Source organism: Mixta gaviniae (assembly GCF_002953195.1).
GTDB classification, from domain to species: Bacteria; Pseudomonadota; Gammaproteobacteria; order Enterobacterales; family Enterobacteriaceae; genus Mixta; species Mixta gaviniae.
In genome coordinates this window covers 4,195,315-4,218,097 of the sequence record NZ_CP026377.1, presented here as the reverse complement: position 1 = coordinate 4,218,097, position 22,783 = coordinate 4,195,315, and the positions used below count along the sequence as shown (strand labels likewise).

Sequence of the window (22,783 nt, the reverse complement as noted above, 5' to 3'; positions counted from 1 at the left end):
ACTCATCCTCCCTGTTTCTACGCCCCGCCGTTAATAAGTGTGATCCCTGTGGCTTTTTTGCCGCTTTCTGCGTGTTGGAACACAAAAAACAGCCCCTTTTCCTGCCGTTTCGATCACGAAAAAGCCTGTAGTGAGCCTCAGATACCCCGGCGGCCGCCTGACTCATCCTCCTGCCTCCTCCCCCGTAAAAAAGCGAACGGTGGAGGATTTTTCCTCCCCGGCCTTCGCGCACACTCCCTGCCATTCAAAGGAAGTCGTGACGAGACGGGAGAAACCCATGTCGAATGTGGTGCTGAAAGAGGTCACCAAATCCTGGGGCGATGTCGTGGTATCGAAAGATATCAACCTGACCATTGCTGAAGGCGAGTTCGTGGTATTTGTCGGGCCCTCAGGCTGCGGCAAATCGACGCTGCTGCGCATGATCGCTGGCCTGGAAGATATCACCTCCGGCGAGCTGAGCATCGGCGGCAAGCGCATGAACGAGGTGCCGCCAGCAGAGCGCGGCATCGGTATGGTGTTTCAGTCCTATGCGCTCTATCCCCATCTGACGGTGGCGGACAATATGTCGTTCGGCCTGAAGCTGGCCGGCGTCAGCAAAAGCGAAATCCAACAGCGCGTTTCCCAGGTGGCGGAAGTGCTGCAGCTGGCGCACCTGCTTGACCGGCAGCCGAAAGCGCTCTCCGGCGGACAGCGTCAGCGCGTGGCCATCGGGCGCACCCTGGTGGCTGAGCCGCAGGTCTTCCTGCTGGATGAGCCGCTCTCCAACCTCGACGCCGCGCTACGCGTACAGATGCGCATCGAAATTTCCCGTCTGCATAAGCGCCTGCAGCGCACCATGATTTACGTCACTCACGATCAGGTCGAAGCGATGACGCTGGCGGACAAGATTGTGGTGCTGGAAGGGGGCGCATCGCGCAGGTCGGCAAGCCGCTGGAGCTGTATCACTATCCCGCTAACCGCTTTGTCGCCGGCTTTATCGGCTCGCCGAAAATGAACTTCCTGCCGGTCAAGGTGACCGCCACCGCCATCGATCAGGTGCAGGTGGAACTCCCCAATCGCCAGCAGGTCTGGCTGCCGGTCGACAGTACCGACGTGCAGCCCGGTGCCAACATGTCGCTGGGGATCCGCCCGGAACATCTGCTGCCCAGCGAGGTGGCGGATGTCACGCTGCAGGGCACGGTGCAGGTGGTCGAACAGCTCGGTCATGAAACGCAAATCCATATCCAAATTCCTGCGCTGCGTCAGAACCTGGTTTACCGCCAGAACGACGTGGTGCTGGTTGAAGAAGGTGCCCAATACGCCATCGGCCTGCCGCCACAGCGCTGCCATCTGTTCCGTGAGGATGGACGCGCCTGCCGTCGGTTACACAGCGAACCCGGCGTAGAAGCACACATAACAACAGCAGAAAGATAACAGGAGAACAGCGATGATAACGCGCTCTAAGTACCCTCTGGCCGTGGCAGTGGCCCTCGCAGTCGTGGCGCCGCACGCCAGCGCGGTGGATTTTAAAGGTTATGCCCGTTCCGGCATTGGCTGGACCGGCAGCGGCGGCGAACAACAATGTTTCCAGGCGACCGGCGCCAACTCTAAATACCGTCTCGGCAACGAATGCGAAACCTATGCGGAGATTGAGCTGGGTCAGGAAGTGTGGAAAGAGGGCGAGAAAAGCTTCTACGTCGATAGCATGATCGGCTACAGCGTATCGCAGCAGAACGACTATGAAGAAGACTCGCCGGCCGTGCGTCAGATGAACGTGGTGGGTAAAAACCTGTTTGATGCGCTGCCGGGGGCCAACATCTGGGCCGGTAAGCGCTACTACAAACGCCACGACGTGCATATGATCGACTTCTACTACTGGGATATCTCCGGCCCTGGCGGCGGTATCGAAGATATCGATCTCGGCTTCGGCAAACTGTCGCTGGCCGCTACCCGCAGCAGCGAAGCTGGCGGCTCCTCCGCCTTTGTAACCGGCAATACCCGTGGCCAGGCGAAAGATCGCGCCAACGATATCTTCGACGTGCGCATCGGCGGCATGGAAGTGAACCCTGGCGGCGCGCTGGAGCTGGGCTTTGACTACGGCAGCGCCAACGATACCGACGGCTACAGCCCGAATAATGAAGACGCCTCCGACGACGGCTGGATGGCGACGCTGGAACACACCCAGACGTTCTACGGCACCAGCCTGAACAAATTTGTCGTGCAGTACGCCACTGACGCCATGACGCAGAACCGCAACGGCCGTCCGGGCACTGCCGAGAACAACAACGGCTCGATGATCCGCGTTATTGACCACGGCGCCATCGACTTCAACGACACCTGGAGCCTGATGTATGTCGGCATGTACCAGGATGTGGATCGCGACAACAACAACGGCACCACCTGGTACACCGTGGGCGTACGTCCAATGTACAAATGGACGCCGATCATGAGTACCCTGCTGGAAGCGGGCTACGACAACGTCAAGTCGCAGCGCACCGGTGACCGCAACAGTCAGTATAAAGTTACCCTGGCCCAGCAGTGGCAGGCGGGCGACAGCATCTGGTCGCGTCCGGCCATTCGCGTGTTCGCCACCTACGCCAAGTGGGATGAGAAATGGGGTTACTCTTCCAGCGATAGCAACAACGACAACTATGTTGCTGGCGTCGCCAACAATACCGCGTTTAGCGATACCAGCGCGCGTACCTTCAGCCGCGGCGACAGCGATGAGTTCTCCTTCGGCATCCAGATGGAAGCCTGGTGGTAAGAAGATATGTTAAAGGAGCGTAGTCGGCTCTGAGTCCTGCCTTAGCCCGCCTCCCTATTGCCTGAGAGAGGCGGGTTTCTCCTGAGGATAAAAAAATGAAAAAACATCTACTCGCGCTCTGCCTGTTTCCGGCCCTGAGCTTTACCGTGCTGCCCGGCATCGCCGCCAGCACCAGCGTCAACCCGCAAAACGTGGCCACCGCGCCATCGGTCTCGCCCGCAAAGCTGCAGCGCCTCTCCTGGCTGCCGCTGACGCCGCCGGTCAGTCAGGAAATCGTCCTGAACGCCGGATCGGCCGCCCTTAACGAAGGCCAAATCAGCGGCCCGGTCGCCGCTATCGCTCTGCCCGCCGATCAGGGCTCGCTGGAAGTTACCCTTGCCAGCATTATGAAAGATCGCAAGGTTTACGCGCCGAACGTCCTGGTACTGGATAGCCAGCTGCAGCCGGCCGCCTTTTTCCCCAGCAGCTACTTCACCTACCAGAAACCGGGCATCGTCGCCACCAACCGTCTGGAAGGCACCATGAAGCTGACGCCGGTGCTGGGACAAAAACAGATCTATCTGCTGATCTACACCACCACGCGCGATCTGGCGCAAACCTCCACCATGATCAACCCGGCCAAGCTGTATGCGGAAGGGGCAAGCAACGCCATTCCTGACGTGCCGGATCCGGTGGTGCAGCATGTTAATACTGGCACGCTGTCGCTGAAGGTGAAGAGTGAACAGAACAGCGGCAATATTATGATCGGCAAGCTGTTCGGCTCTGACAACGCCAAACCGGTCGTGGTCGGCAGCGCGGCGGCCAGCCAGCCAGCCGTCGGCGGCAGCGCCGCAACGAGCCAGCCGGCGCCGGTCGCGACGCCTGCGCCTGCGGCGAAAGCGGAGCCGATGCTGAACGACACGGAAAAATATTTTAACGACGGCATCCGCAGGGCAGTAAAAGCGGGTGATATCGATAAAGCGCTGAAGCTGATGAACGAGGCGGAACGCCTGGGTTCGTCATCGGCCCGCGCGACCTTTATCAGCAGTGTGAAAGGCAAGGGATAACATCCCCATATTGCTGATCTTGCTGGACGATTGGTGCGCCCCTGGCGCACCCTTTTTCGCTGGCTGACCGCCGGGTTTTTCCACTGCGTCGCGTGTTCTGCGCGAGGCTCTGCGCTACACTATGGCACCTGTTTTTTTACCGGAGATGCCGTATGTCGGATCACGCGCTTTCCCTGCTGCGCGCAATCGAATGGCTTCCCGCTTCGTCACCGCTGCTTTCCGCTGCCGTCATGGACTGGCTGATGGACAAGGACTCGATGACGAAGCGTTTTGAACGCCACTGCCGGCACGTTACCGTTGAACCCCTGAATGAAGGTTTTGTCACCGCCGACCAGATCGCCGGGGAGCTGCCGTTTCTGCCGCAGGAGCCGCGCTACTGGCTGCGTGAGATTATTCTTTTCGGCGATGGCGTACCCTGGCTGGCGGGCCGCACGGTGGTGCCGGAATCCACGTTGAATGGGCCGGAATCGGCGCTGAGCCAGCTCGGCACCCGTCCGCTGGGCCGCTATCTGTTTGCTTCTTCAACCCTGACGCGCGATTTTATTGACCCCGGCATCGCCGCAGGGCAGTGGGGACGCCGCTCGCGTCTGCGCCTGTCGGGCAAACCGCTGCTGTTAACCGAACTCTTTTTACCCGCTGCGCCGCTTTATCAATGCCGCCCAGGAGAATCACGTGAGTAATACAGAAAAAGGGCTGACGCAGACGAAGCTGCAGGCCTGGAGCCGCCTGATGCGCATCGATAAACCGATCGGCTCGCTGCTGCTGCTCTGGCCGACGCTCTGGGCGTTATGGCTGGCGGGCGAGGCGGTGCCGCCGCTGCAGGTGCTGCTGGTGTTTGTGCTGGGCGTCTTTTTTATGCGCGCGGCAGGCTGTGTAGTGAATGATTTCGCCGATCGCAAAATCGACGGTCACGTAAAACGTACTCAGATGCGGCCGCTGGCCAGCGGCGCAGTCAGCGAGAAAGAGGCCAAAGTGCTGTTTGTGGCGCTGGCGCTGGTGTCGTTTGCGCTGGTGTTGACCATGAACGCGTTGACTATCTGGCTCTCTTTCGCCGGGCTGGCGCTCGCCTGGGTCTACCCCTTTATGAAGCGCTATACCCATCTGCCCCAGGTGGTACTGGGCGCCGCCTTCGGCTGGGCGATCCCGATGGGCTGGGCGGCGGTTAGCGACAGCGTGCCGCTGAATGCCTGGCTGCTGTTTTTCGCCAATATCTGCTGGACGGTGGCCTACGATACGCAATACGCCATGGTGGATCGTGATGACGATGTAAAAATCGGCGTGAAGTCGACGGCCATCCTGTTTGGCCGCTTTGATAAGCTCATTATCGGGCTGCTGCAGCTGGCGACGCTGCTGTTGCTGACGCTGGTGGGGGTGCGTATGGGACTGGACGGCGCGTTCTACTGGTCGCTGCTGATCGCCGGTGCGCTCTTCGTACATCAGCAAAAGCTGATCGCCGGGCGGCAGCGCGAACGCTGTTTTCAGGCGTTCCTCAACAACAACTATGTCGGCCTGGTGATTTTCATCGGTATCGCACTGAATATGCCGCCGTTCACGCAGTGGTGACGGCGGTGCGATCAAACTGCACAGAAAAAACGGGCGCCTCAGGCGCCCGTTTTGTTTACGCTTGCGTCGCCGACCCGCTGTGGGCCACGGCGTTTTCAATGGTCTGACGCACGTCGCTGGTGATCAGCTCCGACAGCAGGCGTGAAGTGCTTTGCGTCTGCGCCAGCGCGGCGTCGCCGGTGTCGCTGATATAGCCTTCGTCACGCAGCGTCAGCACCAGGGTGGAGAATACCGCTTTATCGAAAAACTCCGGCGCGTTGATACCGTGCAACACCGACAGGCGCTGCGCCAGCGTGCGGCTCTCTTTCTCCAGCGACCCGCGGTTAATCGCCGGGTTGGCGCTGAGGATAGAGAAGGTGATCGCATAGCGCTGCAGCGTTTCGCGCATGCCCGCCGCCAATAGCTGCAGCGTGCGGAAACGTCCGGCATTCAGGCTTATCATCTCGCCGTCGATCGCAATCAGCTGCTGGCGCGCCAGTTCCGCCGTCAGCGCCTGCAGCAGTTCAGGCAATTCTTCTTTATCCCAGCGCAGGAACAGCTCGCTTTTTAGCAGCGGGTAGATCACCGCCACCTGACGCAGCAGCTCTTCCGCAGAGATGGCGTTATGCTGCTGAACGATAGCGGCGATCAGCGACGGCATCACCAGCATATGATGAACGTTGTTGCGGTAGTAGGTCATCAGCACCGCCTGCTCACGCGGCAGGATGATGATATCGCCGATATTATCCTTCTCCGTCTCGAACTTGTTCATGTTCAGCGCATGTTCCAGCAGCGCTTCCGGCGTCATATCCGGCACGGTCGCATCCGAAGCGTAAGGCACGTTGCGCAGCAGTTCGAGATAGCACTCCAGCTGCTCCAGCAGCTGTTCGCGCGTCAGCGAGCGTTGACGCGAGGCCAGCAGCGCGGTGACGCAGAGGTTCATGGCGTTAGCGGCGCTGGCGTTATTGATGCGCACCATAATCTGCTGCGCGATATCGTTCACTGCTGGCGTCAGCCACTGCGGACGCTGCGCCACGATCGGATCGATCGAGTCGCGCCATTCCGGCACGTGACGGTTGAGGTAGTTCACCAGCGGCAGCGGTTCGCCGAAGTTCACATAGCCCTGGCCCAGATTGCGCAGCTTACTCAGGCCGCGCAGCATCTGCATAAAGCCTTCTTTCTCTTTCGCCGCGCCGCGCAACTCTTTCGCGTAAGTGCCCACTTCCATTACGTGTTCATAGCCGATATAGACCGGTACCACGGTAATCGGGCGGTTGCCGCCGCGCAGCATCGCCTGGATGGTCATCGATAGCGTGCCGGTCTTCGGATCGAGCAGCCGGCCGGTACGCGAGCGCCCGCCTTCGACGAAATACTCTACCGAATAGCCGCGGCTGAACAGCTCGCCCAGATATTCGCGGAACACCGTAGAGTAGAGCTTATTGCCCTTAAAGGTACGGCGAATAAAGAACGCGCCAAGGCGGCGGAAAATCGGGCCGGCGGGCCAGAAGTTAAGGTTGATGCCCGCGGCGATATGCGGCGGCACCAGCCCCTGATGATAAAGCACATAAGAGAGCAGCAGATAATCCATATGGCTGCGGTGGCAGGGGACGTAAACCAGCCCGTGCCCGTCCAGCGCCAGCTGACGAATACGCTCGCCGCCGCTGACGTTGATGCCCTGATAGATTTTGCTCCAGGTCCAGCCGATCACGCGGTCGGTCAGGCGGATCATCTCATAGGAGAAATCGGCGGCGATCTCTTCCATCAGCTCAATGGCGTTCTGCTGCGCTTTTTCCTGCGAAATTTTCTTGCTGCGCGCTTCGTCCTCTACCGCTTTGGCGATCGCCTGCGACTGCAGCAGCTTGTTAAACAGATCGTGACGCATTGGCAGACGCGGGCCGACCGCGGCCAGGCGCTGACGCGCGAAATGGATGCGTGCTACGCGCGCCAGTTTCTGCGCGATGGTTTTATCGGTGCCGTGTTCGGTGGCCATACGGCGCAGCGATACCATCGGCGAGAAGCGCACAAAGCTGTCGCGCCCCAGCCAGAGGACGGCAAAGAACTTCTGCACCCCGTTCAGCTCGCGCAGATGCGGCGTCTGCTCGCCCTGGACTTCGCGCCCTGGCGCACGGCCGAACATCACCGAAACCGGCACCATCTGCACATCCAGATCGGGATTATTGCGGTGCAGGTCCAGGTAGTCGTGAAACAGCTTCACCGACTCCTGATTAGGCACGAAATAGGGGAAAACGCGCGGCCCGTCATGGATAAACACATGGCGCGGCAGCAGGGCGCCGTCGATCTCCAGCGGCTCCAGCGGATCGGGCAGATCGTGCAGGCGGCACTGGGTGCGCAGCGCCAGGAGATCGGCCTTTGAATCATAAGGCAATACATACATAATGGGGCGCGACGTATCGAGGCCCAGTTCCGCGACCGGATCGCCCGGAATCGCCTTACTTTTGACTAAAAATGTAAGTGGTAAATTCAGTAACTTATAATAAAGTTTACGCCAACCTGACATAGACAACATGAAGCCTCTTGTTAGCAAAGCGCGGCAAGCATACCAGAAAGCGCATTGAAGATCTGTGGTGTTGCATTTAGTGCTGCACCCTGACATTGACGTTAAACATCGCAAAGGGTTCCCCGAACATGGCAAATAACGTAACGGGCTTGACGCGCATCATCAAAGCGGCGGGCTACTCCTGGAAAGGATTGCGCGCCGCCTGGCAGCATGAAGCGGCTTTTCGTCAGGAGGCGGTGATGGCGCTGGTGGCGGTCATCGTCGCCTGCTGGCTCGATGTTGATGCGATAACCCGCGTGCTGCTGATCGGTTCGGTCGCTCTTATTATTATCGTTGAGATCCTTAACAGCGCTATCGAAGCGGTGGTCGACCGTATCGGCAGCGAGTTTCATCCGCTGGCGGGACGGGCGAAAGATATGGGCTCCGCGGCGGTTCTGCTCAGCATCATACTGGCCCTTTTTGTCTGGGCAAGCCTGCTTTGGGCCTGGTTGCGATAGCGCTTCCAGCTTTGACAAAGTGTTGTTTTTTACACAGCATTCGGTTTCCATTCCGCCAATACCTGTATATACTCACAGCGACTGTATAAACAACCAGGGGGCGGGATGAAAACCTTAACGGCTCGACAGCAGCAGGTTTATGACCTGATTCGCGATCACATTAACCAAACGGGTATGCCGCCAACGCGTGCGGAAATTGCTTCCCGTTTGGGCTTCCGCTCTCCGAATGCCGCAGAAGAACACCTGAAAGCGCTGGCGCGTAAAGGCGTTATCGAAATGGTTTCCGGCGCTTCGCGCGGTATCCGCCTGATGGCGGAAGAGGAAAGCGGCCTGCCGCTAATTGGCCGTGTCGCCGCAGGCGAGCCGCTGCTGGCGCAGGAACATATTGAGAGCCGCTTCCAGGTCGATCCTAATCTGTTTAAGCCGCATGCTGATTTCCTGCTGCGCGTCAGCGGTATGTCGATGAAAGATATCGGCATCGTCGACGGCGATCTGCTGGCCGTGCATAAAACTCAGGATGTGCGCAATGGCCAGGTGGTCGTCGCGCGCATTGATGATGAAGTGACGGTTAAACGCCTGAAAAAACAGGGCAACACTGTACAGCTGCTGCCGGAAAACAATGATTTTCAGCCTATCGTGGTCGATCTGCAGCAGCAGACCCTGACGATCGAAGGCCTGGCTGTCGGCGTGATTCGCAACGGCGACTGGCTCTGACACTGATGTGGCGGCCCTGCTGCCGCCACTGAACCACCTCCTTCTTCTTTATCCGGCGATAACCGCTGTGGCCTGTCGCCATACTTTTTTCGCGGATTGCCATGCACCTCTTCTCTGCAACTGATAAACATCTCTGGCGGCTGGCGCTGCCGATGATCCTGTCAAATATCACCGTTCCGCTGCTGGGCCTGATTGATACCGCCGTTATCGGCCATCTCGACAGTCCCGTCTATCTGGGCGGCGTCGCCGTGGGCGCGACCGCGACCAGCTTCCTGTTTATGCTGCTGCTTTTCTTACGTATGAGTACCACCGGGCTAACGGCGCAGGCGTTTGGCGCCGGCGATAAGGCGGGGCTGGCGCGCGCGCTGGTTCAGCCGCTGTTGATCGCCGTGGTCGCCGGGCTGGCCTTTATGCTACTGCGCGATCCGCTAAGCACGCTGGCGACGCGCGTGGTCGGCGGCAGCCCGGCGGTGCTGGAGCAGGCGCAGCGCTTTATCCAGGTGCGCTGGCTCAGCGCGCCCGCTACGCTGGCTAACCTGGTGATCCTCGGCTGGCTGTTGGGCGTGCAGTATGCGCGGGCGCCGGTAATTTTGCTGGTGGTTGGCAACCTGGTGAATATCCTGCTCGATCTTTGGTTTGTTATCGGCCTCGGCTGGGGCGTGGCGGGCGCCGCGGCGGCCACCGCGATTGCGGAATACGTTACGCTGGCGGTCGGGCTGGGCATGGTGTGGCATCTGCTGCGGTTGCGGCATATCACCTTCTTGCAGCTGAAGCAGGGGCTGCGCGGCGATATGCGCCGTCTGCTGCGCCTCAACCGCGACATTATGCTGCGCTCGCTGCTGCTGCAGCTCTGCTTTGCGTCGGTTACCGTCCTGGGCGCGCGCATGGGGAGCGATATCGTCGCGGTTAACGCTGTACTGCTGATGTTTCTTACGTTCACCGCCTACGCGCTGGATGGTTTCGCCTATGCGGTGGAGGCGGTTTCCGGTGAAGCGTTCGGCGCGCAAGATGTCGATAAGTTACGGCGAGTCTGGCTGGCGGCCTGTCGGCAGGCAGGACTGGTGGCGCTGCTGTTCGCCTGCGCTTATGCGCTATGGGGCAGGGATCTGGTCGCGTTGCTGACCTCGCTGCCGACGCTGCAGGCGCAGGCGGATCGTTATCTGCCGTGGCAGATGTTGCTGCCGCTGGTCGGCGTCTGGTGCTACCTGCTGGACGGCATGTTTATCGGCGCGACGCGCGGGCGCGAAATGCGCAACAGCATGGCGCTGGCGGCGCTGGGCTTCGCCTTAACCTTGCTGACGCTGCCCTCTACGGGCAACCACGGCCTGTGGCTGGCGATAACGGTTTTTCTTATGTTACGCGGCGTCACCCTCGGCTGGATATGGCACCGGCACCAGCAAAAAGGTAGCTGGTTCACGATTTGACACATTTATCTGCGGCTACGCTTATTACCTGAATTGACGGGTTTTTTAGGGCAATCTGCAGGTTCACAAGCCCGTTTTCAGTTCATATCACTGCTTTCGCCGGCAGAATTGCCCCATTCAGCTATCATTAAAGGGTGACAAACAAGGAATCAGCGTCTGTTTTCACCAACCTGTAAGACGCTGACAGTCTGCAAGCTGTTAACACCTAAGGTAGAGGAAATAACGATGAACAGAGACGAAGCCGGCGGTAACTGGAAACAGTTTAAAGGTAAGATGAAGGAAAAATGGGGCAAGCTGACCGATGACGACATGACCGTCATCGAAGGTAAACGCGATCAGCTTGTCGGTAAGATTCAGGAACGCTACGGCTATGCAAAAGACGAAGCGGAAAAAGAAGTGAGCGATTGGGAGACGCAAAACCGCGACCATCGTTGGTAAGCTTTAAGCCTTTCAGGATGATGCTCCTACCCCTGGCACATGGAATGTGCCGCTCCCCCCTGATTGACCCGCTTTTTGGTACTTGTTCCGCTTTTTTTTGCGCTTGTTCACGGCCTGAAAAAGAAGGCGCCACAAGGGCATTTTCGCACCGTGCAACCTTCAGTTTCGCTTTAGGCTTGATGTGGCTCTCTTTCCGCTACCGCAGCTAATGCTGGCACCGCCCGGCGATCAACGCCCGCGCTTTTTGCTGACCAGTGTATGATCGTGGCCGCAACTCTCAGGATGCTGGCAGCTTTCAACATCTTTACAGCCGGCACACAGTCCGTGCGCTTCGATAACGCTGTTGCGCAGCGCAAAGCCGCTCTGCTGCGCCAGCGATTCCAGAATCGATTCCACGCCCTGCGCATGCTGTTCATTTACCGCGCCGCAGCGATCGCAGATCAGCATCGCTGAAGTATGCTGCGGCTCTTCGAAGTGATGACACACCACATAGCTGTTATTTGATTCGACGCGATGAATAAATCCCTGCTCCAGCAGAAAATCCAGCGCGCGATAAACGGTGGGCGGCTTGGCCTGCGGTTCAGAGACGCGCAGCAGGTCGAGCAGATCGTAGGCGCTGATCGCGCCGTTTTGCTCGCTCATCAGACGCAGCACCTCCAGACGCTGCGGCGTCAGGCGCACGTTGCGTTGCTGACAGATTTTTTCAGCCTGCGACAGAATCTGTTGTGAAGGTGATACGCTCATAATTTTTCTCCGGGCGATTGAGATGTTATCTTATCACGTTGAGTAAAAAACGCCGACTCCTTCCTGAAGTCCCCCAAAAAGCGTCATATCGCCTCTGATTTAACGAAAGTTGCCGCATTATATTCCCTGACTTCCCGCCGGATACCGCCGATGCTGCGCGCCACAAGGGGCGAAAAGGGCTTAGATCCACCTTTAATTACGGCTTTCCTGATTGCAGTAGAATTAATATCCAGCTAATGTTCAATCAGGCTTAAGCGGTTCAGCAAAAAACAGCGCCGCCAGGGAGATAATAGTTAAGCCGCAGACTGCTGATAAAAGCAGCAATTCACTGATAAGCCGGGGAAAATGCCCTGAGTTCAGGGCAATAAAATGGGCAATTACTGGTCATCATTCGCCCAGTGATTTCTTACATACTTTCAGCTTATTTTTGGTGGCGTCTGATAATGGCAACGAAAACCGTTCAATGTTTCAAGCTTTCTTCTGCGACAGTCTTAACCGCAATTCTGTTTACCTCTTTCTCATCCCATGCAGCGGGCAGCTATTTTGACGCGCGTAACGATGCGATGGGCGGTACCGGGGTGGCTTCATCGAACTATACCACCGCGCCTTTATCCAACCCGGCGCTGCTGACGAAAGGCCGTGCGGAAGATCGCGTCAGCGTGATCCTGCCTTCCGTCGGCGTACAGCTCAGCGATAAAGATAAAATGGTTGATAAGATTGATGATGTGACCGATACGGTGAATCATTATCGGGATGTCTTCAGGGATTTCACGCCCATCGATTTTCTGACTAAGCCTGCTGTCATCCGCTCCGCCTCCGGCGATCTGGCTAACCAGCTGCGCGATCTGCGCGGCAATAAAGCAGATGGCTCCGCCGGCGCGGCTATCGTTGTGGCCGTGCCGAATGAGACGCTGCCGTTTGCCTTTGTCGCTAAAGCTTACGGCACCGCCCATCTGCAAGCCGACGTGGCGCAAAGCGATATCGACCTGCTCGATACCGTCGCCAACGGCGGATTCCCGGCATTAGCCGATCCTACTCAGCTGCGCTCCAGCGCCACCGGCGTGGCGGCCATCGTCGCCGACTACGGCATTGCGGTCGCTCATCAGTTCAACATCGGCGAGCAGCCGGTCTCCGTGGGCGTAACGCCTAAACTGCAGCAGACCCGGCTCTATAATTACCGCGCGTCGGTTTACAACTTCGATAAAGATCGCGTCACCGATAGCGAGTATCGCACCAGCGATACCGGCTTTAACGTGGATGCCGGCCTGTCAACCGACGTTGGCGCGAACTGGACCTTTGGCCTGAGCGCGCAGAACCTGATCCCGCGCGATATCGACACCAAGCGGGTGAATGGCTATCAGGACACCTACCAGATCCGTCCGCTGGTGACCGCCGGCGCCGCCTGGCATAATGAGGTGATCACCGCCAGCCTTGATGTAGATGCGACGCCGACCAAGCGTTTTAAATCGCAGGATGACAGCCAGTATGCGGGCGTTGGCGTTGAATATCGCGTGCTGGACTGGCTACAGCTGCGCGGCGGTTATCATGCTGATATGAAATCCAACGACAAAAATGTCGTCAGCGCCGGTTTTGGCGTATCGCCTTTCAACAACCGCGTTCACCTCGATCTGGCGGGTTCAGTGGGCGAAGACAATACCTGGGGCGCAATGGCGCAGCTGGGCTTCTCCTTCTGATGATGCAGGCTGCGCCGGAAACGGCGCAGCTATCCGGCAAATACCACGTTAAGGCTGCCCGGCGTACCGCGCGGTTTCCCCACCACGATTTGCACATCGCGCCCGAGACGGGTAAGGCACTCCAGCGTTTTAGCCTCACTGATGCCGCGAAATTGCCCGCGCAGTAGGTTTGAACGCTTAGGCTGAGTCAGCCCCGGCACTTTTGCTGCCTGTGCCTGAGTCAGGCCGCGGTGTTTAATCATTGTGCTGATAGTGGTGGCCAGCTGCGCTTTTACCTGCATCTTGTCAGCATCGTTTATACCAATGTCGGCATAAACATTGCCCTCAATATCGTGGCTCCTGTTCCGCTCCTTTGGCAGGATTTTCTGCAGCCTTGCGTCGTTCACGGATGTTATCCCTATCCGCTTTCGCCATGGCGATTCCGGATGAAGACTCCCGCCGGAAAACGTGCAGGAGATAAATCGCATCGCCAGGTTTTACCGCATAAACCGCACGCCAGGCATCACCCAAAAAATTGTCGACCCCGCCAGCCCGCCAGCGCCGCCAAACCCTTTTAATGGCCTCGCCTGTGGATGCTTAGCGCCAGCTTGTGCAAGGTGCAGGGCATAACCGAAAATGTCCTGCTTTGCCCGTTCAACTTCAGTTTACGAACGCAGCGGCAGGCCATCGCTGTGAGGACTGCGGAGAAGCGAAAACTCCGCAGAGGTTCTGACGATGACTGCCTCGCGGCCCGCGCTGTGTTATAGTAGGCGAGATTTTATTCACTCCGGCAGAGACGCGATATCCCGCTCTGCGGTCGGCGCCGAAACAGCAAAACCCATTTAAAAGTACAGAAATGCATCAAAGCCAACACTCCCAAGACGCGTCATCCACTCCCACCATCGCTGCAGAGCAAGCGGTGTTTTCTGCACAGCGTTTTTCCATCGCGCCGATGCTCGACTGGACCGATCGTCACTGCCGCTATTTCCATCGGCAGCTGACGCGCAACACGCTGCTCTATACCGAAATGGTGACCACCGGCGCCATTATTCACGGTAAAGGCGACTACCTTGCCTATAGCGAAGAGGAGCATCCGGTCGCCCTGCAGCTGGGCGGCAGCGATCCGGCGGCGCTGGCACAGTGCGCGCAGCTGGCGCAGGCGCGCGGCTATGATGAGATCAACCTCAACGTCGGCTGTCCTTCCGATCGCGTACAGAACGGCCGCTTCGGCGCCTGTCTGATGGGCGAGGCGGCACTGGTGGCGGACTGTATCAAAGCGATGCGCGATGTGGTCTCGATTCCGGTCACGGTGAAAACCCGTATCGGCATTGATGATCAGGACAGCTATGAATTCCTGTGTGATTTTATCGGCACTGTGGCGCAGCAGGGCGGCTGCGATACTTTTATTATCCATGCGCGTAAAGCGTGGCTCTCCGGCCTGAGCCCGAAAGAAAACCGCGAAATTCCGCCGCTGGACTATCCGCGCGTCTATCAGCTGAAGCGTGATTTCCCGCAGCTGACGCTGGCGCTGAACGGCGGCGTGAAGTCGCTGGAAGAGGCGCAAACGCACCTGCAGCATCTCGACGGGGTGATGATGGGACGCGAAGCCTATCAAACCCCGGTCTGCTGGCGCAGGTCGATCGCACGCTGTTCGGCAGCCAGGCACCGGACGTCGATACGGTGGCAGTCGTACGCGCCATGTATCCCTATATTGAGCGCGAGCTGGCGCAGGGCACTTATCTCGGCCACATTACCCGTCATATGCTGGGGCTGTTCCAGGGCATTCCTGGCGCGCGTCAGTGGCGTCGCTACCTGAGCGAGAACGCGCATAAGCCGGGGGCCGGCATTGACGTGGTGGAGAAAGCGCTGGCGCTGGTCGCCGACAAGATCGCCGTTACCGCCTGATTTGTTTTAAAAATGTTAAAACCTGCGCGGCGACGTGCAGGTTTTTTTCTGCCCGACATAAGTAAGAATGCAATCAATTTGAAAATTGATAGTTAGCTATCAAAGAGTTGAGCGGGAACCGAGGGGCAGGATGCGGGCTGGATCACAGAGTGACGTTTTGCTTAGCTGTTTTTCGCAATTAAACATATTTTTTACTTATGAATTCTGCCAGACTGTTTTCCGTTGAGTCGAAATAATCCATCGCCGCTGTACTCTACAACAGTGCGAATGATAAAAAAGAAAAAGGGGCTTCCTGCGGGAAGCCCTCTTTTTTTGCCTGAACGGCTACGGGATCAGCAGGCTGGAACCATGCGTCGCGCGGCTTTCCAGCGTGGTATGGGCGCGCTGCGCCTCCTGCAGCGGGAAACGCTGATCTTCCTCAACGTTCACTTTGATCGCGCCGCTGGCGATCATTGAGAAGAGATCGTTGGCGGCACGCTGAAGCTCGTCGCGCGTAGTGATATAGCCATTCAGGGAAGGGCGCGTCAGGTAGAGCGACCCTTTCTGATTAAGGATCGCCAGGTCCACGCCGGTCACCGGGCCGGAAGCGTTGCCGAAGCTCACCATCAGACCGCGCCGCTGTAAGCAGTCAAGCGACGCTTCCCATGTCGCTTTCCCTACCGAGTCATATACCACGCGCACTTTCTTGCCGCCGGTCAGTTCGCTGACGCGCTGCGCGATCTCCTCTTGCTGATAGTTAATGGTCGCCCAGGCGCCGTGATCCTTCGCCAGCTGCGCTTTCTCCGCCGAGCCGACCGTGCCGATCAGATGCGCGCCCAGCGCCTTTGCCCACTGACAGGCGATCAGGCCGACGCCACCCGCTGCCGCGTGGAACAGAAAGGTTTCGTCAGGCTGCACTTCATAAGTCTGGCGCAGCAGATAGTGTACCGTCAGCCCCTTTAAAAATGACGCCGCTGCCTGCTCGAAGGAGATGGCGTCCGGCAGCAGGGCGATTTTATCCTGATGCACATTGTGAATTTCGCTATAGGCGCCCAGCGGCGCCTGCGCGTAAACCACGCGATCGCCCGGCCTGACGGCAGTGACGCCGCGGCCGGTTTTCACTACCACGCCCGCCGCCTCGGAGCCGATGCCGGACGGCAGCGACGTCACCGGATAGAGGCCGCTGCGCACGTAGGTATCGATATAGTTGATGCCGATGGCTTTGTTCTCCACCTGCACCTCATATTCGCCCGGCTCGCTGGGATTGAAATCGACCCACTGCAGTACCTCGGGGCCGCCGTGGCGGGCTATCTGAATACGTTTTGCCATCTCTGCTCCTTGTGGTTTCCGACGGCCGGATTTCACGCCGGACGGGCGTAAAAGCGGTAAAAAACAGGTATACTTGCGCGTCACTCACACATTCGGTATTGCATTCACTATGGCAGGAAATAAACCCACCAACAAATCCAACGAGGTTCGCGATCGCCAGGTAGAAGGGCTGAAATTGCCGCCCCATTCGCTGGAAGCGGAGCAGTCGGTGCTGGGCGGGTTGATGCTGGACAACGAGCGCTGGGACAACGTTTCAGAGCGCGTAGTGGCCGAAGACTTTTACAGCCGCCCTCATCGTCTGATATTCAGTGAAATGCAGCGGCTGCTGGAAGCCAGCCAGCCCATCGACCTGATCACCCTTTCGGATTCGCTGGAGCAGCGTGGCGAGCTGGATATGGTCGGCGGCTTCGCCTACCTGGCGGAGCTGTCGAAAAACACCCCCAGTGCGGCGAACATTAACGCCTATGCCGACATCGTGCGCGAACGCGCGGTCGTGCGCGAAATGATCGCTGTCGCCAACCAGATCGCCGACGCCGGCTATGATCCGCAGGGGCGCAGCAGCGAAGATCTGCTCGACTTCGCGGAATCAAACGTCTTTAAAATCGCTGAACAGCGCGCCAATAAAGATGAAGGCCCGAAAAATATCGAACAGATCCTCGAAGCGACCGTGTCGCGTATCGAATCGCTCTATCAGACGCCGCACGACGGCGTTACTGGTGTCGATACCGGCTATCAGGATCTCAACAAGAAAACCGCAGGCCTGCAGGGCTCCGATTTGATTATCGTCGCCGCGCGTCCGTCGATGGGTAAAACCACATTCGCCATGAACCTGTGCGAAAACGCCGCGATGCTGCAGGAGAAACCGGTGCTGATCTTCAGTCTGGAGATGCCCAGCGAGCAGATTATGATGCGTATGCTGGCTTCGCTGTCGCGCGTTGATCAGACGCGTATCCGTACCGGCCAGCTCGATGATGAGGACTGGGCGCGCATCTCCGGCACCATGGGTATCCTGCTGGAGAAAAAGAATATCTTTATCGATGACTCCTCCGGCCTGACGCCGACTGAGGTGCGTTCGCGCGCGCGTCGCGTGTTCCGCGAGTGCGGCGGCCTGAGCATGATCATGATCGACTACCTGCAGCTGATGCGTGTGCCGTCGCTCTCCGACAACCGTACGCTGGAGATCGCTGAAATCTCCCGCTCGCTGAAGGCGCTGGCGAAAGAGCTGAACGTGCCGGTAGTGGCGTTGTCGCAGCTTAACCGCTCGCTGGAGCAGCGTGCCGATAAACGCCCGGTCAACTCCGATCTGCGTGAATCAGGCTCAATCGAGCAGGATGCCGACCTGATCATGTTTATCTACCGTGATGAGGTCTATCACGAAAATAGCGATCTGAAAGGCATCGCCGAAATCATCATCGGTAAGCAGCGTAACGGCCCGATCGGTACCGTGCGTCTCACCTTTAACGGCCAGTGGTCGCGTTTTGACAACTATGCCGGGCCGCAATACGACGATGAGTAGCCCGCACGTTGCGTGCATCCCGCCGGCGTCATCATAAAATTGTGTTGGACATTTGTCGCTCTTGCGCATATCTGTAACGATTTCAGCGCAGAGAGCGGCAAAACGCCATGACACAGATTGACGATTACGACCTGAAGATATTGACGCTGCTGCAGGAAAACGGCCGGCTAACCAACCAGGAGCTGAGCGATCTGGTCGGGCTCTCCGCCTCGCAGTGTTCCCGCCGGCGCATCAACCTTGAACAGGCCAACCTGATCCTCGGCTATCACGCCCGCGTCTCGCCCGAGGCGGTCAACCTGAGCATGATCGGCCTGATTGAGGTGCGCCTGCTTAACCACACCAGCGATTACGTCACCAGCTTTCACCGTATGGTGGCGGAGCAGAGCGCCATCGTCGACGCCTACAAAACCACCGGCGACGCTGATTATCTGCTGAAGGTGGCGGTCGCCAGCCTGGCAGAGCTGAGCGCGCTGATAAGCCAGCTGGTGGCAGGTCACCGCAGCGTGGCGCATGTAAAAACCTCTGTGGTACTAGAACGACTGAAGGAGAATGGCGTCACCATCGCCCCGGCGCTGCACGTTAAAAGTGCATAATGCACAAAATAAGTGCATCAGCGGGGATTTTGCGTTGTTCTGTGTGCGGAAAAACGCCTGGGCGCATACAGCGTGCATCATCCTGTCCTGCCGCGCACAAGCTGTGTGCAGGAAAAGAGTAATGTTAATTCAATCACTTAATCTGAACGGCGCGCCAGATCCTGCTGGCCGCTGCGTTTATGGTGCGATTCTTGCTGCCTGTTAGCTTTTCGCTTCGGTCATCAGGCTTATGGATAATATCGTACACCCTGCGCGCGTGCCGCACTCCCTGCTGGAAGATACGCTGGCGCTCCTGTTCGGCACGCTCATGGTCTCGTTCGGCGTGGTGATGCTGAAACAGGCCGGCGCTCTGACCGGCAGCACCGCCGGCATCGCCTTTTTGCTCAGCTATCTCACTTCCTGCTCGTTCGGCCTGCTGTTTTTCGTCATTAACCTGCCGTTCTACTGGCTGGCGGTCAAACGCATGGGCTGGGCCTTTACCCTCAAAACCTTTTGCGCGGTGGCGCTGGTGTCGATCTTCACCCGGCTGCACCCGCTGTTTATGCACTTTGACGCGCTGAATCCGTTTTATGCGACACTGTTCGGTAACGTGATGATGGGTGTTGGGTTTATAGTGTTGTTTCGCCATAAGGCGAGCCTGGGCGGCATCAATATTCTGGCGCTGTGGCTGCAGGATCGCTTCGGCATTCGCGCCGGGAAACTGCAGATGGCGGTAGACAGCGGCGTGGTGCTGGCCTCGCTGTTTGTGGTCTCCGCGCCGATGCTGGCGGCCTCTGTTGCCGGCGCGCTGCTCCTTAACCTGATCATTGCGCTGAACCATCGGCCTGGCCGCTACGCCGTCTGACCTGCGCCGCTTTGCCCCTTTACCTTTTATTATGGAGATTCACCGTGTTTCAGAACGTTGATGCCTACGCTGGCGATCCGATACTTACCCTGATGGAAACCTTCAAACAGGATCCGCGGGCGCACAAGGTTAACCTGAGCATTGGCCTCTACTACAACGAGCAGGGGATCATTCCCCAGCTGCAGGCGGTGGCGGAAGCGGAAGCACGCCTGAATGCCGGGCCGCATCAGGCGTCGCTCTATCTGCCGATGGACGGCCTCGCCAGTTACCGCCAGGCGATCGCGCCGCTGCTGTTCGGCGCGCAGCATCCGGTGCTGCAGGCGAACCGCATCGCCACCATCCAGACGGTAGGCGGCTCCGGCGCGCTGAAAGTGGGCGCGGACTTTCTGAAACGCTATTTTCCGCAGTCGCAGGTGTGGGTCAGCGATCCGACCTGGGAAAACCATATCGCTATCTTTGCCGGCGCCGGTTTTGAGGTGCAAAGCTACCCCTGGTATGACGCCGACACGCATGGCGTGCAGTTCGATGCCTTCCTCGCGACGCTGCAAACCCTGCCGGCGCAGAGTGTGGTGCTGCTGCATCCCTGCTGCCATAACCCGACCGGTGCCGATCTCACTCATGAACAGTGGGATCGCGTGGTTGAGGTGCTGCAGGCGCGACAGCTGATCCCTTTCCTTGATATCGCCTATCAGGGATTCGGCGCCGGTATGGAGGAGGATGCCTATGCCATCCGCGCTATTGCCGCCGCCGGCATCTCGGCGCTGGTCAGCAACTCCTTCTCAAAGATTTTCTCGCTCTACGGCGAGCGCGTCGGCGGCCTGTCGGTGGTATGCGCCGATGCGGAAGAGGCGGCGCGCGTGCAGGGCCAGCTGAAAGCCACGGTGCGCCGCAACTACTCCTCGCCGCCGAACTTCGGCGCGCAGGTGGTAGCCTGCGTACTGAACGACGAGGCGCTGAAGGCGAGCTGGCTGGCGGAAGTGGAGGCGATGCGTCTGCGTATTCTGGAGATGCGTCAGGCGCTGGTGGCCGTGTTGAACACCGCGCTGCCGGGCAAAAACTTCGATTACCTGCTGAAACAGCGCGGCATGTTCAGCTATACCGGGCTGAGCGCGCAGCAGGTTGATCGCCTGCGCGACGAATTCGGCGTCTACCTGATCCACAGTGGCCGCATGTGTCTGGCGGGCCTTAACAGCCGCAACGTGCATCAGGTGGCGGAAGCCTTCGCGGCGGTGATGTAATTTTTGCCTTACTCCTCAGGCGGCTCAGGCCGCCTTTTTTATTTCCTGAGTTGGCAAGCCTTAGCGGACGCGGCGCGCAGACTTTTTCCGCCCGGCGGGTTTACCTTTGCGTCACATGCTGCACACTTAACAGAGTCATTCAAACAAGGAGCAACGCTAATGTGGCATCAACAGACCCTTTCGCTGAACGCAAAAGCGCGCGGCTTTCACCTGGTGACCGATGAGATTGTGGAACAGCTGCCGGCGCTGCGTGAAATCAACACGGGGCTGCTGCATCTGCTGCTACAGCACACATCCGCTTCCCTCACTCTGAATGAAAATTGCGATCCCACGGTGCGCAGCGATATGGAGCAGCATTTTCTGCGCCATGTGCCGGAGGATGCGCCCTATCAGCACGATTATGAGGGCGCGGATGATATGCCGGCGCATATCAAATCGTCGCTGCTGGGCGTGTCGCTGCTGCTGCCGGTGAGCCGTGGGCGTCTGGTCTTAGGTACGTGGCAGGGCATCTGGCTGGGGGAGCATCGCGTACGCGGCGGCTCACGTCGGATTGTCGCCACGCTGCAAGGAGAATAACCATGAATACGTCCGATCTGCTGTCATACTGCATGAGCAAAGAGGGTGCGGAGCAACGCGTCCATAACGACTGGAAAGCGACGCAAATCCAGTCTGACGGCGTGCTGTTCGCCATGGTGCATGAATCGGAAGGGCGTCCGGCTGTCTCGCTGAAAACCTCGCCGGCGCTGGCTGAACTGCTGCGCGAGCAGCATGAAGATGTCTTTCCCAGCGCGCACCTGAATAAAACGCACTGGAGTACGCTCTATCTCGATGGCGGGTTGAAGGATTCGCAGATCTATTATCTGGTGGACGCGTCGCTCCAGCAGGCGCTGGCGACTAAAAGCGGATATCACGGCTGAAAGGCTGTCGCTGCGGCATGCCGCAGCGACAGGGCGATTACGCGGCGCTTTCCTGGCGCAGCGTATCGATATCGATAACAAAGCGGTATTTCACGTCGCTTTTCAGCATACGCTCATAGGCTTCGTTAATCTGATTCATGGCGATCAGTTCGATATCTGAGGTGATGTTGTGTTTACCGCAGAAATCGAGCATCTCCTGCGTTTCGGCGATGCCGCCGATCAGCGAGCCGGCGACGCTGCGACGCTTGAAAATCAGGTCGAAAACGTGCGGCGCCGGATGATCGTGTTCCGGCGCGCCGACCAGCGTCAGGTTGCCGTCGCGCTTCAGCAGGTTGATAAACGGGTTAAGATCGTGCTGCGCCGCCACGGTATTGAGGATAAAGTCGAAGCTATTAACGTGTTGCGCCATCTGCTGCGGATCTTTGGAGACCACCACTTCATCGGCGCCCAGACGCTTACCGTCTTCGATTTTCGAAGGCGAAGTCGTAAACAGCACCACGTGCGCGCCCATCGCATGCGCCAGCTTCACGCCCATATGGCCTAAGCCGCCGAGGCCGACGATGCCCACTTTTTTGCCCGGGCCGACGTTCCAGTGACGCAGCGGGGAGTAAGTGGTGATGCCCGCGCAGAGCAGCGGCGCAACGCCTGCCGGGTCGAGGTTTTCCGGCACGCGCAGCACGAAGTCCTCATGCACCACGACGCTGGTGGCGTAGCCGCCGTAGGTGATCTCTTTGGTGTGCAGGTCCTGGCCGTTGTAGGTCGGCACAAAGCCCGTTTCGCAATACTGCTCCAGCCCTTCCTGGCAGCTTGGACAGCTGCGGCAGGAATCGACCATACAGCCGACGCCCACTAAATCACCCACCTGATATTTATGGCCGTGGCTGCCTACCGCCGTGACGCGGCCGACGATTTCGTGGCCTGGCACCACCGGAAAAAGAGTGTTTTGCCATTCATTACGGGCCTGATGCAGGTCGGAGTGACAGACGCCGCAAAATAACACTTCAATTTGTACATCATGCTCGCGCAGTTCACGCGGCTTGTAGTCAAAAGGCGCGAGTCTGGATTTCGCATCCTGGGCTGCATAAGCGTGCGTAATATTCATGGTGTCTCCCGTGATTGAAGC

General features: G+C 58.4%; 21 protein-coding genes and 2 pseudogenes. 17 read left to right on the top strand and 6 right to left on the bottom strand.

Features of this window, described 5'->3' with window-relative positions; translation table 11 throughout:
- Window positions 1-277 precede the first annotated feature (277 nt).
- The 5 genes and pseudogenes from malK (at window position 278) to ubiA (ending at window position 5,352) form a co-directional block, all read left to right on the top strand.
- Window positions 278-1,413, top strand: a pseudogene (malK, locus tag C2E15_RS19760) (maltose/maltodextrin ABC transporter ATP-binding protein MalK).
- Window positions 1,414-1,426: 13 nt separating this feature from the next.
- Complete coding sequence (locus C2E15_RS19755; protein ID WP_104958802.1) at window positions 1,427-2,743, top strand: maltoporin; 1,317 nt, start codon at window positions 1,427-1,429, stop codon at window positions 2,741-2,743.
- A 95-nt stretch (window positions 2,744-2,838) separates the two neighbouring features.
- Complete coding sequence (gene malM / locus C2E15_RS19750; RefSeq protein WP_104958801.1) at window positions 2,839-3,789, top strand: maltose operon protein MalM; 951 nt, start codon at window positions 2,839-2,841, stop codon at window positions 3,787-3,789.
- A gap of 152 nt (window positions 3,790-3,941) precedes the next feature.
- On the top strand, window positions 3,942-4,469 hold the full coding sequence (ubiC, locus tag C2E15_RS19745; RefSeq protein ID WP_104958800.1) for a chorismate lyase: 528 nt from the start codon (window positions 3,942-3,944) through the stop codon (window positions 4,467-4,469).
- Window positions 4,462-5,352: a 4-hydroxybenzoate octaprenyltransferase gene (gene ubiA, locus C2E15_RS19740; RefSeq protein ID WP_281257529.1), complete on the top strand. Its 891-nt coding sequence runs from the start codon at window positions 4,462-4,464 to the stop codon at window positions 5,350-5,352. The genes ubiC and ubiA overlap by 8 nt, the downstream gene beginning before the upstream one ends.
- Window positions 5,353-5,407: 55 nt before the next feature.
- Here ubiA and plsB read toward each other — a convergent pair whose 3' ends face one another.
- On the bottom strand, window positions 5,408-7,849 hold the full coding sequence (gene plsB, locus C2E15_RS19735) for a glycerol-3-phosphate 1-O-acyltransferase PlsB (protein WP_104958799.1): 2,442 nt from the start codon (window positions 7,847-7,849) through the stop codon (window positions 5,408-5,410).
- A gap of 128 nt (window positions 7,850-7,977) precedes the next feature.
- On the opposite strand from plsB, the gene C2E15_RS19730 reads away from it, so the two are divergent.
- From C2E15_RS19730 to C2E15_RS19715, 4 genes are all read left to right on the top strand, one after another.
- Complete coding sequence (locus C2E15_RS19730) at window positions 7,978-8,346, top strand: diacylglycerol kinase (RefSeq protein WP_104958798.1); 369 nt, start codon at window positions 7,978-7,980, stop codon at window positions 8,344-8,346.
- 105 nt (window positions 8,347-8,451) lie between these two features.
- Window positions 8,452-9,060 carry a transcriptional repressor LexA gene (lexA, locus tag C2E15_RS19725; RefSeq protein WP_104958797.1) on the top strand — a complete coding sequence of 203 codons (609 nt, stop codon included), beginning with the start codon at window positions 8,452-8,454 and terminating at the stop codon, window positions 9,058-9,060.
- Between the two features lie 101 nt (window positions 9,061-9,161).
- Entirely contained in the window at window positions 9,162-10,484 is a 1,323-nt protein-coding gene (gene dinF, locus C2E15_RS19720; protein WP_104958796.1) for an MATE family efflux transporter DinF, read from the top strand.
- A gap of 225 nt (window positions 10,485-10,709) precedes the next feature.
- Window positions 10,710-10,922, top strand: a complete 213-nt coding sequence (locus tag C2E15_RS19715) for a CsbD family protein (protein WP_038629830.1) — start codon at window positions 10,710-10,712, stop codon at window positions 10,920-10,922.
- 228 nt (window positions 10,923-11,150) lie between these two features.
- On the opposite strand, the gene zur is transcribed toward C2E15_RS19715, so the two are convergent.
- Entirely contained in the window at window positions 11,151-11,666 is a 516-nt protein-coding gene (gene zur / locus C2E15_RS19710) for a zinc uptake transcriptional repressor Zur (protein ID WP_104958795.1), read from the bottom strand.
- Between the two features lie 443 nt (window positions 11,667-12,109).
- Between zur and C2E15_RS19705 the strand changes: the two genes are divergently transcribed.
- Window positions 12,110-13,360 (top strand): conjugal transfer protein TraF, encoded by a 1,251-nt coding sequence (locus tag C2E15_RS19705; RefSeq protein ID WP_104958794.1) that lies wholly within the window; start codon window positions 12,110-12,112, stop codon window positions 13,358-13,360.
- A 29-nt stretch (window positions 13,361-13,389) separates the two neighbouring features.
- Here the strand turns inward: C2E15_RS19705 and C2E15_RS22155 are convergent, their stop codons facing one another.
- Window positions 13,390-13,746: a helix-turn-helix domain-containing protein gene (locus C2E15_RS22155; RefSeq protein ID WP_281257528.1), complete on the bottom strand. Its 357-nt coding sequence runs from the start codon at window positions 13,744-13,746 to the stop codon at window positions 13,390-13,392.
- Window positions 13,685-13,870 (bottom strand): type II toxin-antitoxin system RelE/ParE family toxin, encoded by a 186-nt coding sequence (locus C2E15_RS22270; protein WP_342747456.1) that lies wholly within the window; start codon window positions 13,868-13,870, stop codon window positions 13,685-13,687. The genes C2E15_RS22155 and C2E15_RS22270 overlap by 62 nt, the downstream gene beginning before the upstream one ends.
- Before the next feature lie 325 nt (window positions 13,871-14,195).
- Between C2E15_RS22270 and dusA the strand changes: the two are divergent.
- Window positions 14,196-15,244 (top strand): annotated as a pseudogene (dusA, locus tag C2E15_RS19695) (tRNA dihydrouridine(20/20a) synthase DusA).
- A gap of 324 nt (window positions 15,245-15,568) precedes the next feature.
- Here dusA and C2E15_RS19690 read toward each other — a convergent pair.
- Entirely contained in the window at window positions 15,569-16,552 is a 984-nt protein-coding gene (locus C2E15_RS19690) for a quinone oxidoreductase (protein WP_104958792.1), read from the bottom strand.
- Window positions 16,553-16,661: 109 nt separating this feature from the next.
- On the opposite strand from C2E15_RS19690, the gene dnaB reads away from it, so the two are divergent.
- From dnaB to C2E15_RS19660, 6 genes are all read left to right on the top strand, one after another.
- Complete coding sequence (dnaB, locus tag C2E15_RS19685; protein WP_104958791.1) at window positions 16,662-18,068, top strand: replicative DNA helicase; 1,407 nt, start codon at window positions 16,662-16,664, stop codon at window positions 18,066-18,068.
- Between the two features lie 107 nt (window positions 18,069-18,175).
- A complete protein-coding gene (locus C2E15_RS19680; protein ID WP_104958790.1) occupies window positions 18,176-18,661 on the top strand; it encodes an Lrp/AsnC family transcriptional regulator in 486 nt (161 codons plus the stop codon).
- A 229-nt stretch (window positions 18,662-18,890) separates the two neighbouring features.
- Window positions 18,891-19,505 (top strand): YitT family protein, encoded by a 615-nt coding sequence (locus C2E15_RS19675; RefSeq protein ID WP_104958789.1) that lies wholly within the window; start codon window positions 18,891-18,893, stop codon window positions 19,503-19,505.
- A 44-nt stretch (window positions 19,506-19,549) separates the two neighbouring features.
- Complete coding sequence (locus C2E15_RS19670; RefSeq protein ID WP_104958788.1) at window positions 19,550-20,743, top strand: amino acid aminotransferase; 1,194 nt, start codon at window positions 19,550-19,552, stop codon at window positions 20,741-20,743.
- A 159-nt stretch (window positions 20,744-20,902) separates the two neighbouring features.
- Window positions 20,903-21,319, top strand: coding sequence for a secondary thiamine-phosphate synthase enzyme YjbQ (locus tag C2E15_RS19665; protein WP_104958787.1), 417 nt, complete (start codon window positions 20,903-20,905; stop codon window positions 21,317-21,319).
- Window positions 21,320-21,321: 2 nt separating this feature from the next.
- Window positions 21,322-21,660 carry an MmcQ/YjbR family DNA-binding protein gene (locus tag C2E15_RS19660; RefSeq protein WP_104958786.1) on the top strand — a complete coding sequence of 113 codons (339 nt, stop codon included), beginning with the start codon at window positions 21,322-21,324 and terminating at the stop codon, window positions 21,658-21,660.
- A gap of 37 nt (window positions 21,661-21,697) precedes the next feature.
- Here the strand turns inward: C2E15_RS19660 and C2E15_RS19655 are convergent, their stop codons facing one another.
- Complete coding sequence (locus tag C2E15_RS19655) at window positions 21,698-22,762, bottom strand: NAD(P)-dependent alcohol dehydrogenase (RefSeq protein ID WP_104958785.1); 1,065 nt, start codon at window positions 22,760-22,762, stop codon at window positions 21,698-21,700.
- Between the last annotated feature and the right edge of the window lie 21 nt (window positions 22,763-22,783).

Excerpts from the sequence above, each read along its gene's own strand:
- C2E15_RS19660 (WP_104958786.1), top strand. The coding sequence starts at position 21,322 with ATGAATACGTCCGATCTGCTGTCATACTGCATGAGCAAAGAGGGTGCG.
- zur (WP_104958795.1), bottom strand. The coding sequence starts at position 11,666 with ATGAGCGTATCACCTTCACAACAGATTCTGTCGCAGGCTGAAAAAATC.
- malM (WP_104958801.1), top strand. The coding sequence starts at position 2,839 with ATGAAAAAACATCTACTCGCGCTCTGCCTGTTTCCGGCCCTGAGCTTT.
- C2E15_RS19705 (WP_104958794.1), top strand. The coding sequence starts at position 12,110 with ATGGCAACGAAAACCGTTCAATGTTTCAAGCTTTCTTCTGCGACAGTC.
- C2E15_RS19680 (WP_104958790.1), top strand. The coding sequence starts at position 18,176 with ATGACACAGATTGACGATTACGACCTGAAGATATTGACGCTGCTGCAG.
- C2E15_RS19715 (WP_038629830.1), top strand. The coding sequence starts at position 10,710 with ATGAACAGAGACGAAGCCGGCGGTAACTGGAAACAGTTTAAAGGTAAG.
- dnaB (WP_104958791.1), top strand. The coding sequence starts at position 16,662 with ATGGCAGGAAATAAACCCACCAACAAATCCAACGAGGTTCGCGATCGC.
- C2E15_RS19730 (WP_104958798.1), top strand. The coding sequence starts at position 7,978 with ATGGCAAATAACGTAACGGGCTTGACGCGCATCATCAAAGCGGCGGGC.
- C2E15_RS19755 (WP_104958802.1), top strand. The coding sequence starts at position 1,427 with ATGATAACGCGCTCTAAGTACCCTCTGGCCGTGGCAGTGGCCCTCGCA.
- ubiC (WP_104958800.1), top strand. The coding sequence starts at position 3,942 with ATGTCGGATCACGCGCTTTCCCTGCTGCGCGCAATCGAATGGCTTCCC.
- C2E15_RS19665 (WP_104958787.1), top strand. The coding sequence starts at position 20,903 with ATGTGGCATCAACAGACCCTTTCGCTGAACGCAAAAGCGCGCGGCTTT.
- C2E15_RS19675 (WP_104958789.1), top strand. The coding sequence starts at position 18,891 with ATGGATAATATCGTACACCCTGCGCGCGTGCCGCACTCCCTGCTGGAA.
- lexA (WP_104958797.1), top strand. The coding sequence starts at position 8,452 with ATGAAAACCTTAACGGCTCGACAGCAGCAGGTTTATGACCTGATTCGC.
- C2E15_RS19655 (WP_104958785.1), bottom strand. The coding sequence starts at position 22,762 with ATGAATATTACGCACGCTTATGCAGCCCAGGATGCGAAATCCAGACTC.
- plsB (WP_104958799.1), bottom strand. The coding sequence starts at position 7,849 with ATGTCAGGTTGGCGTAAACTTTATTATAAGTTACTGAATTTACCACTT.
- C2E15_RS19690 (WP_104958792.1), bottom strand. The coding sequence starts at position 16,552 with ATGGCAAAACGTATTCAGATAGCCCGCCACGGCGGCCCCGAGGTACTG.
- dinF (WP_104958796.1), top strand. The coding sequence starts at position 9,162 with ATGCACCTCTTCTCTGCAACTGATAAACATCTCTGGCGGCTGGCGCTG.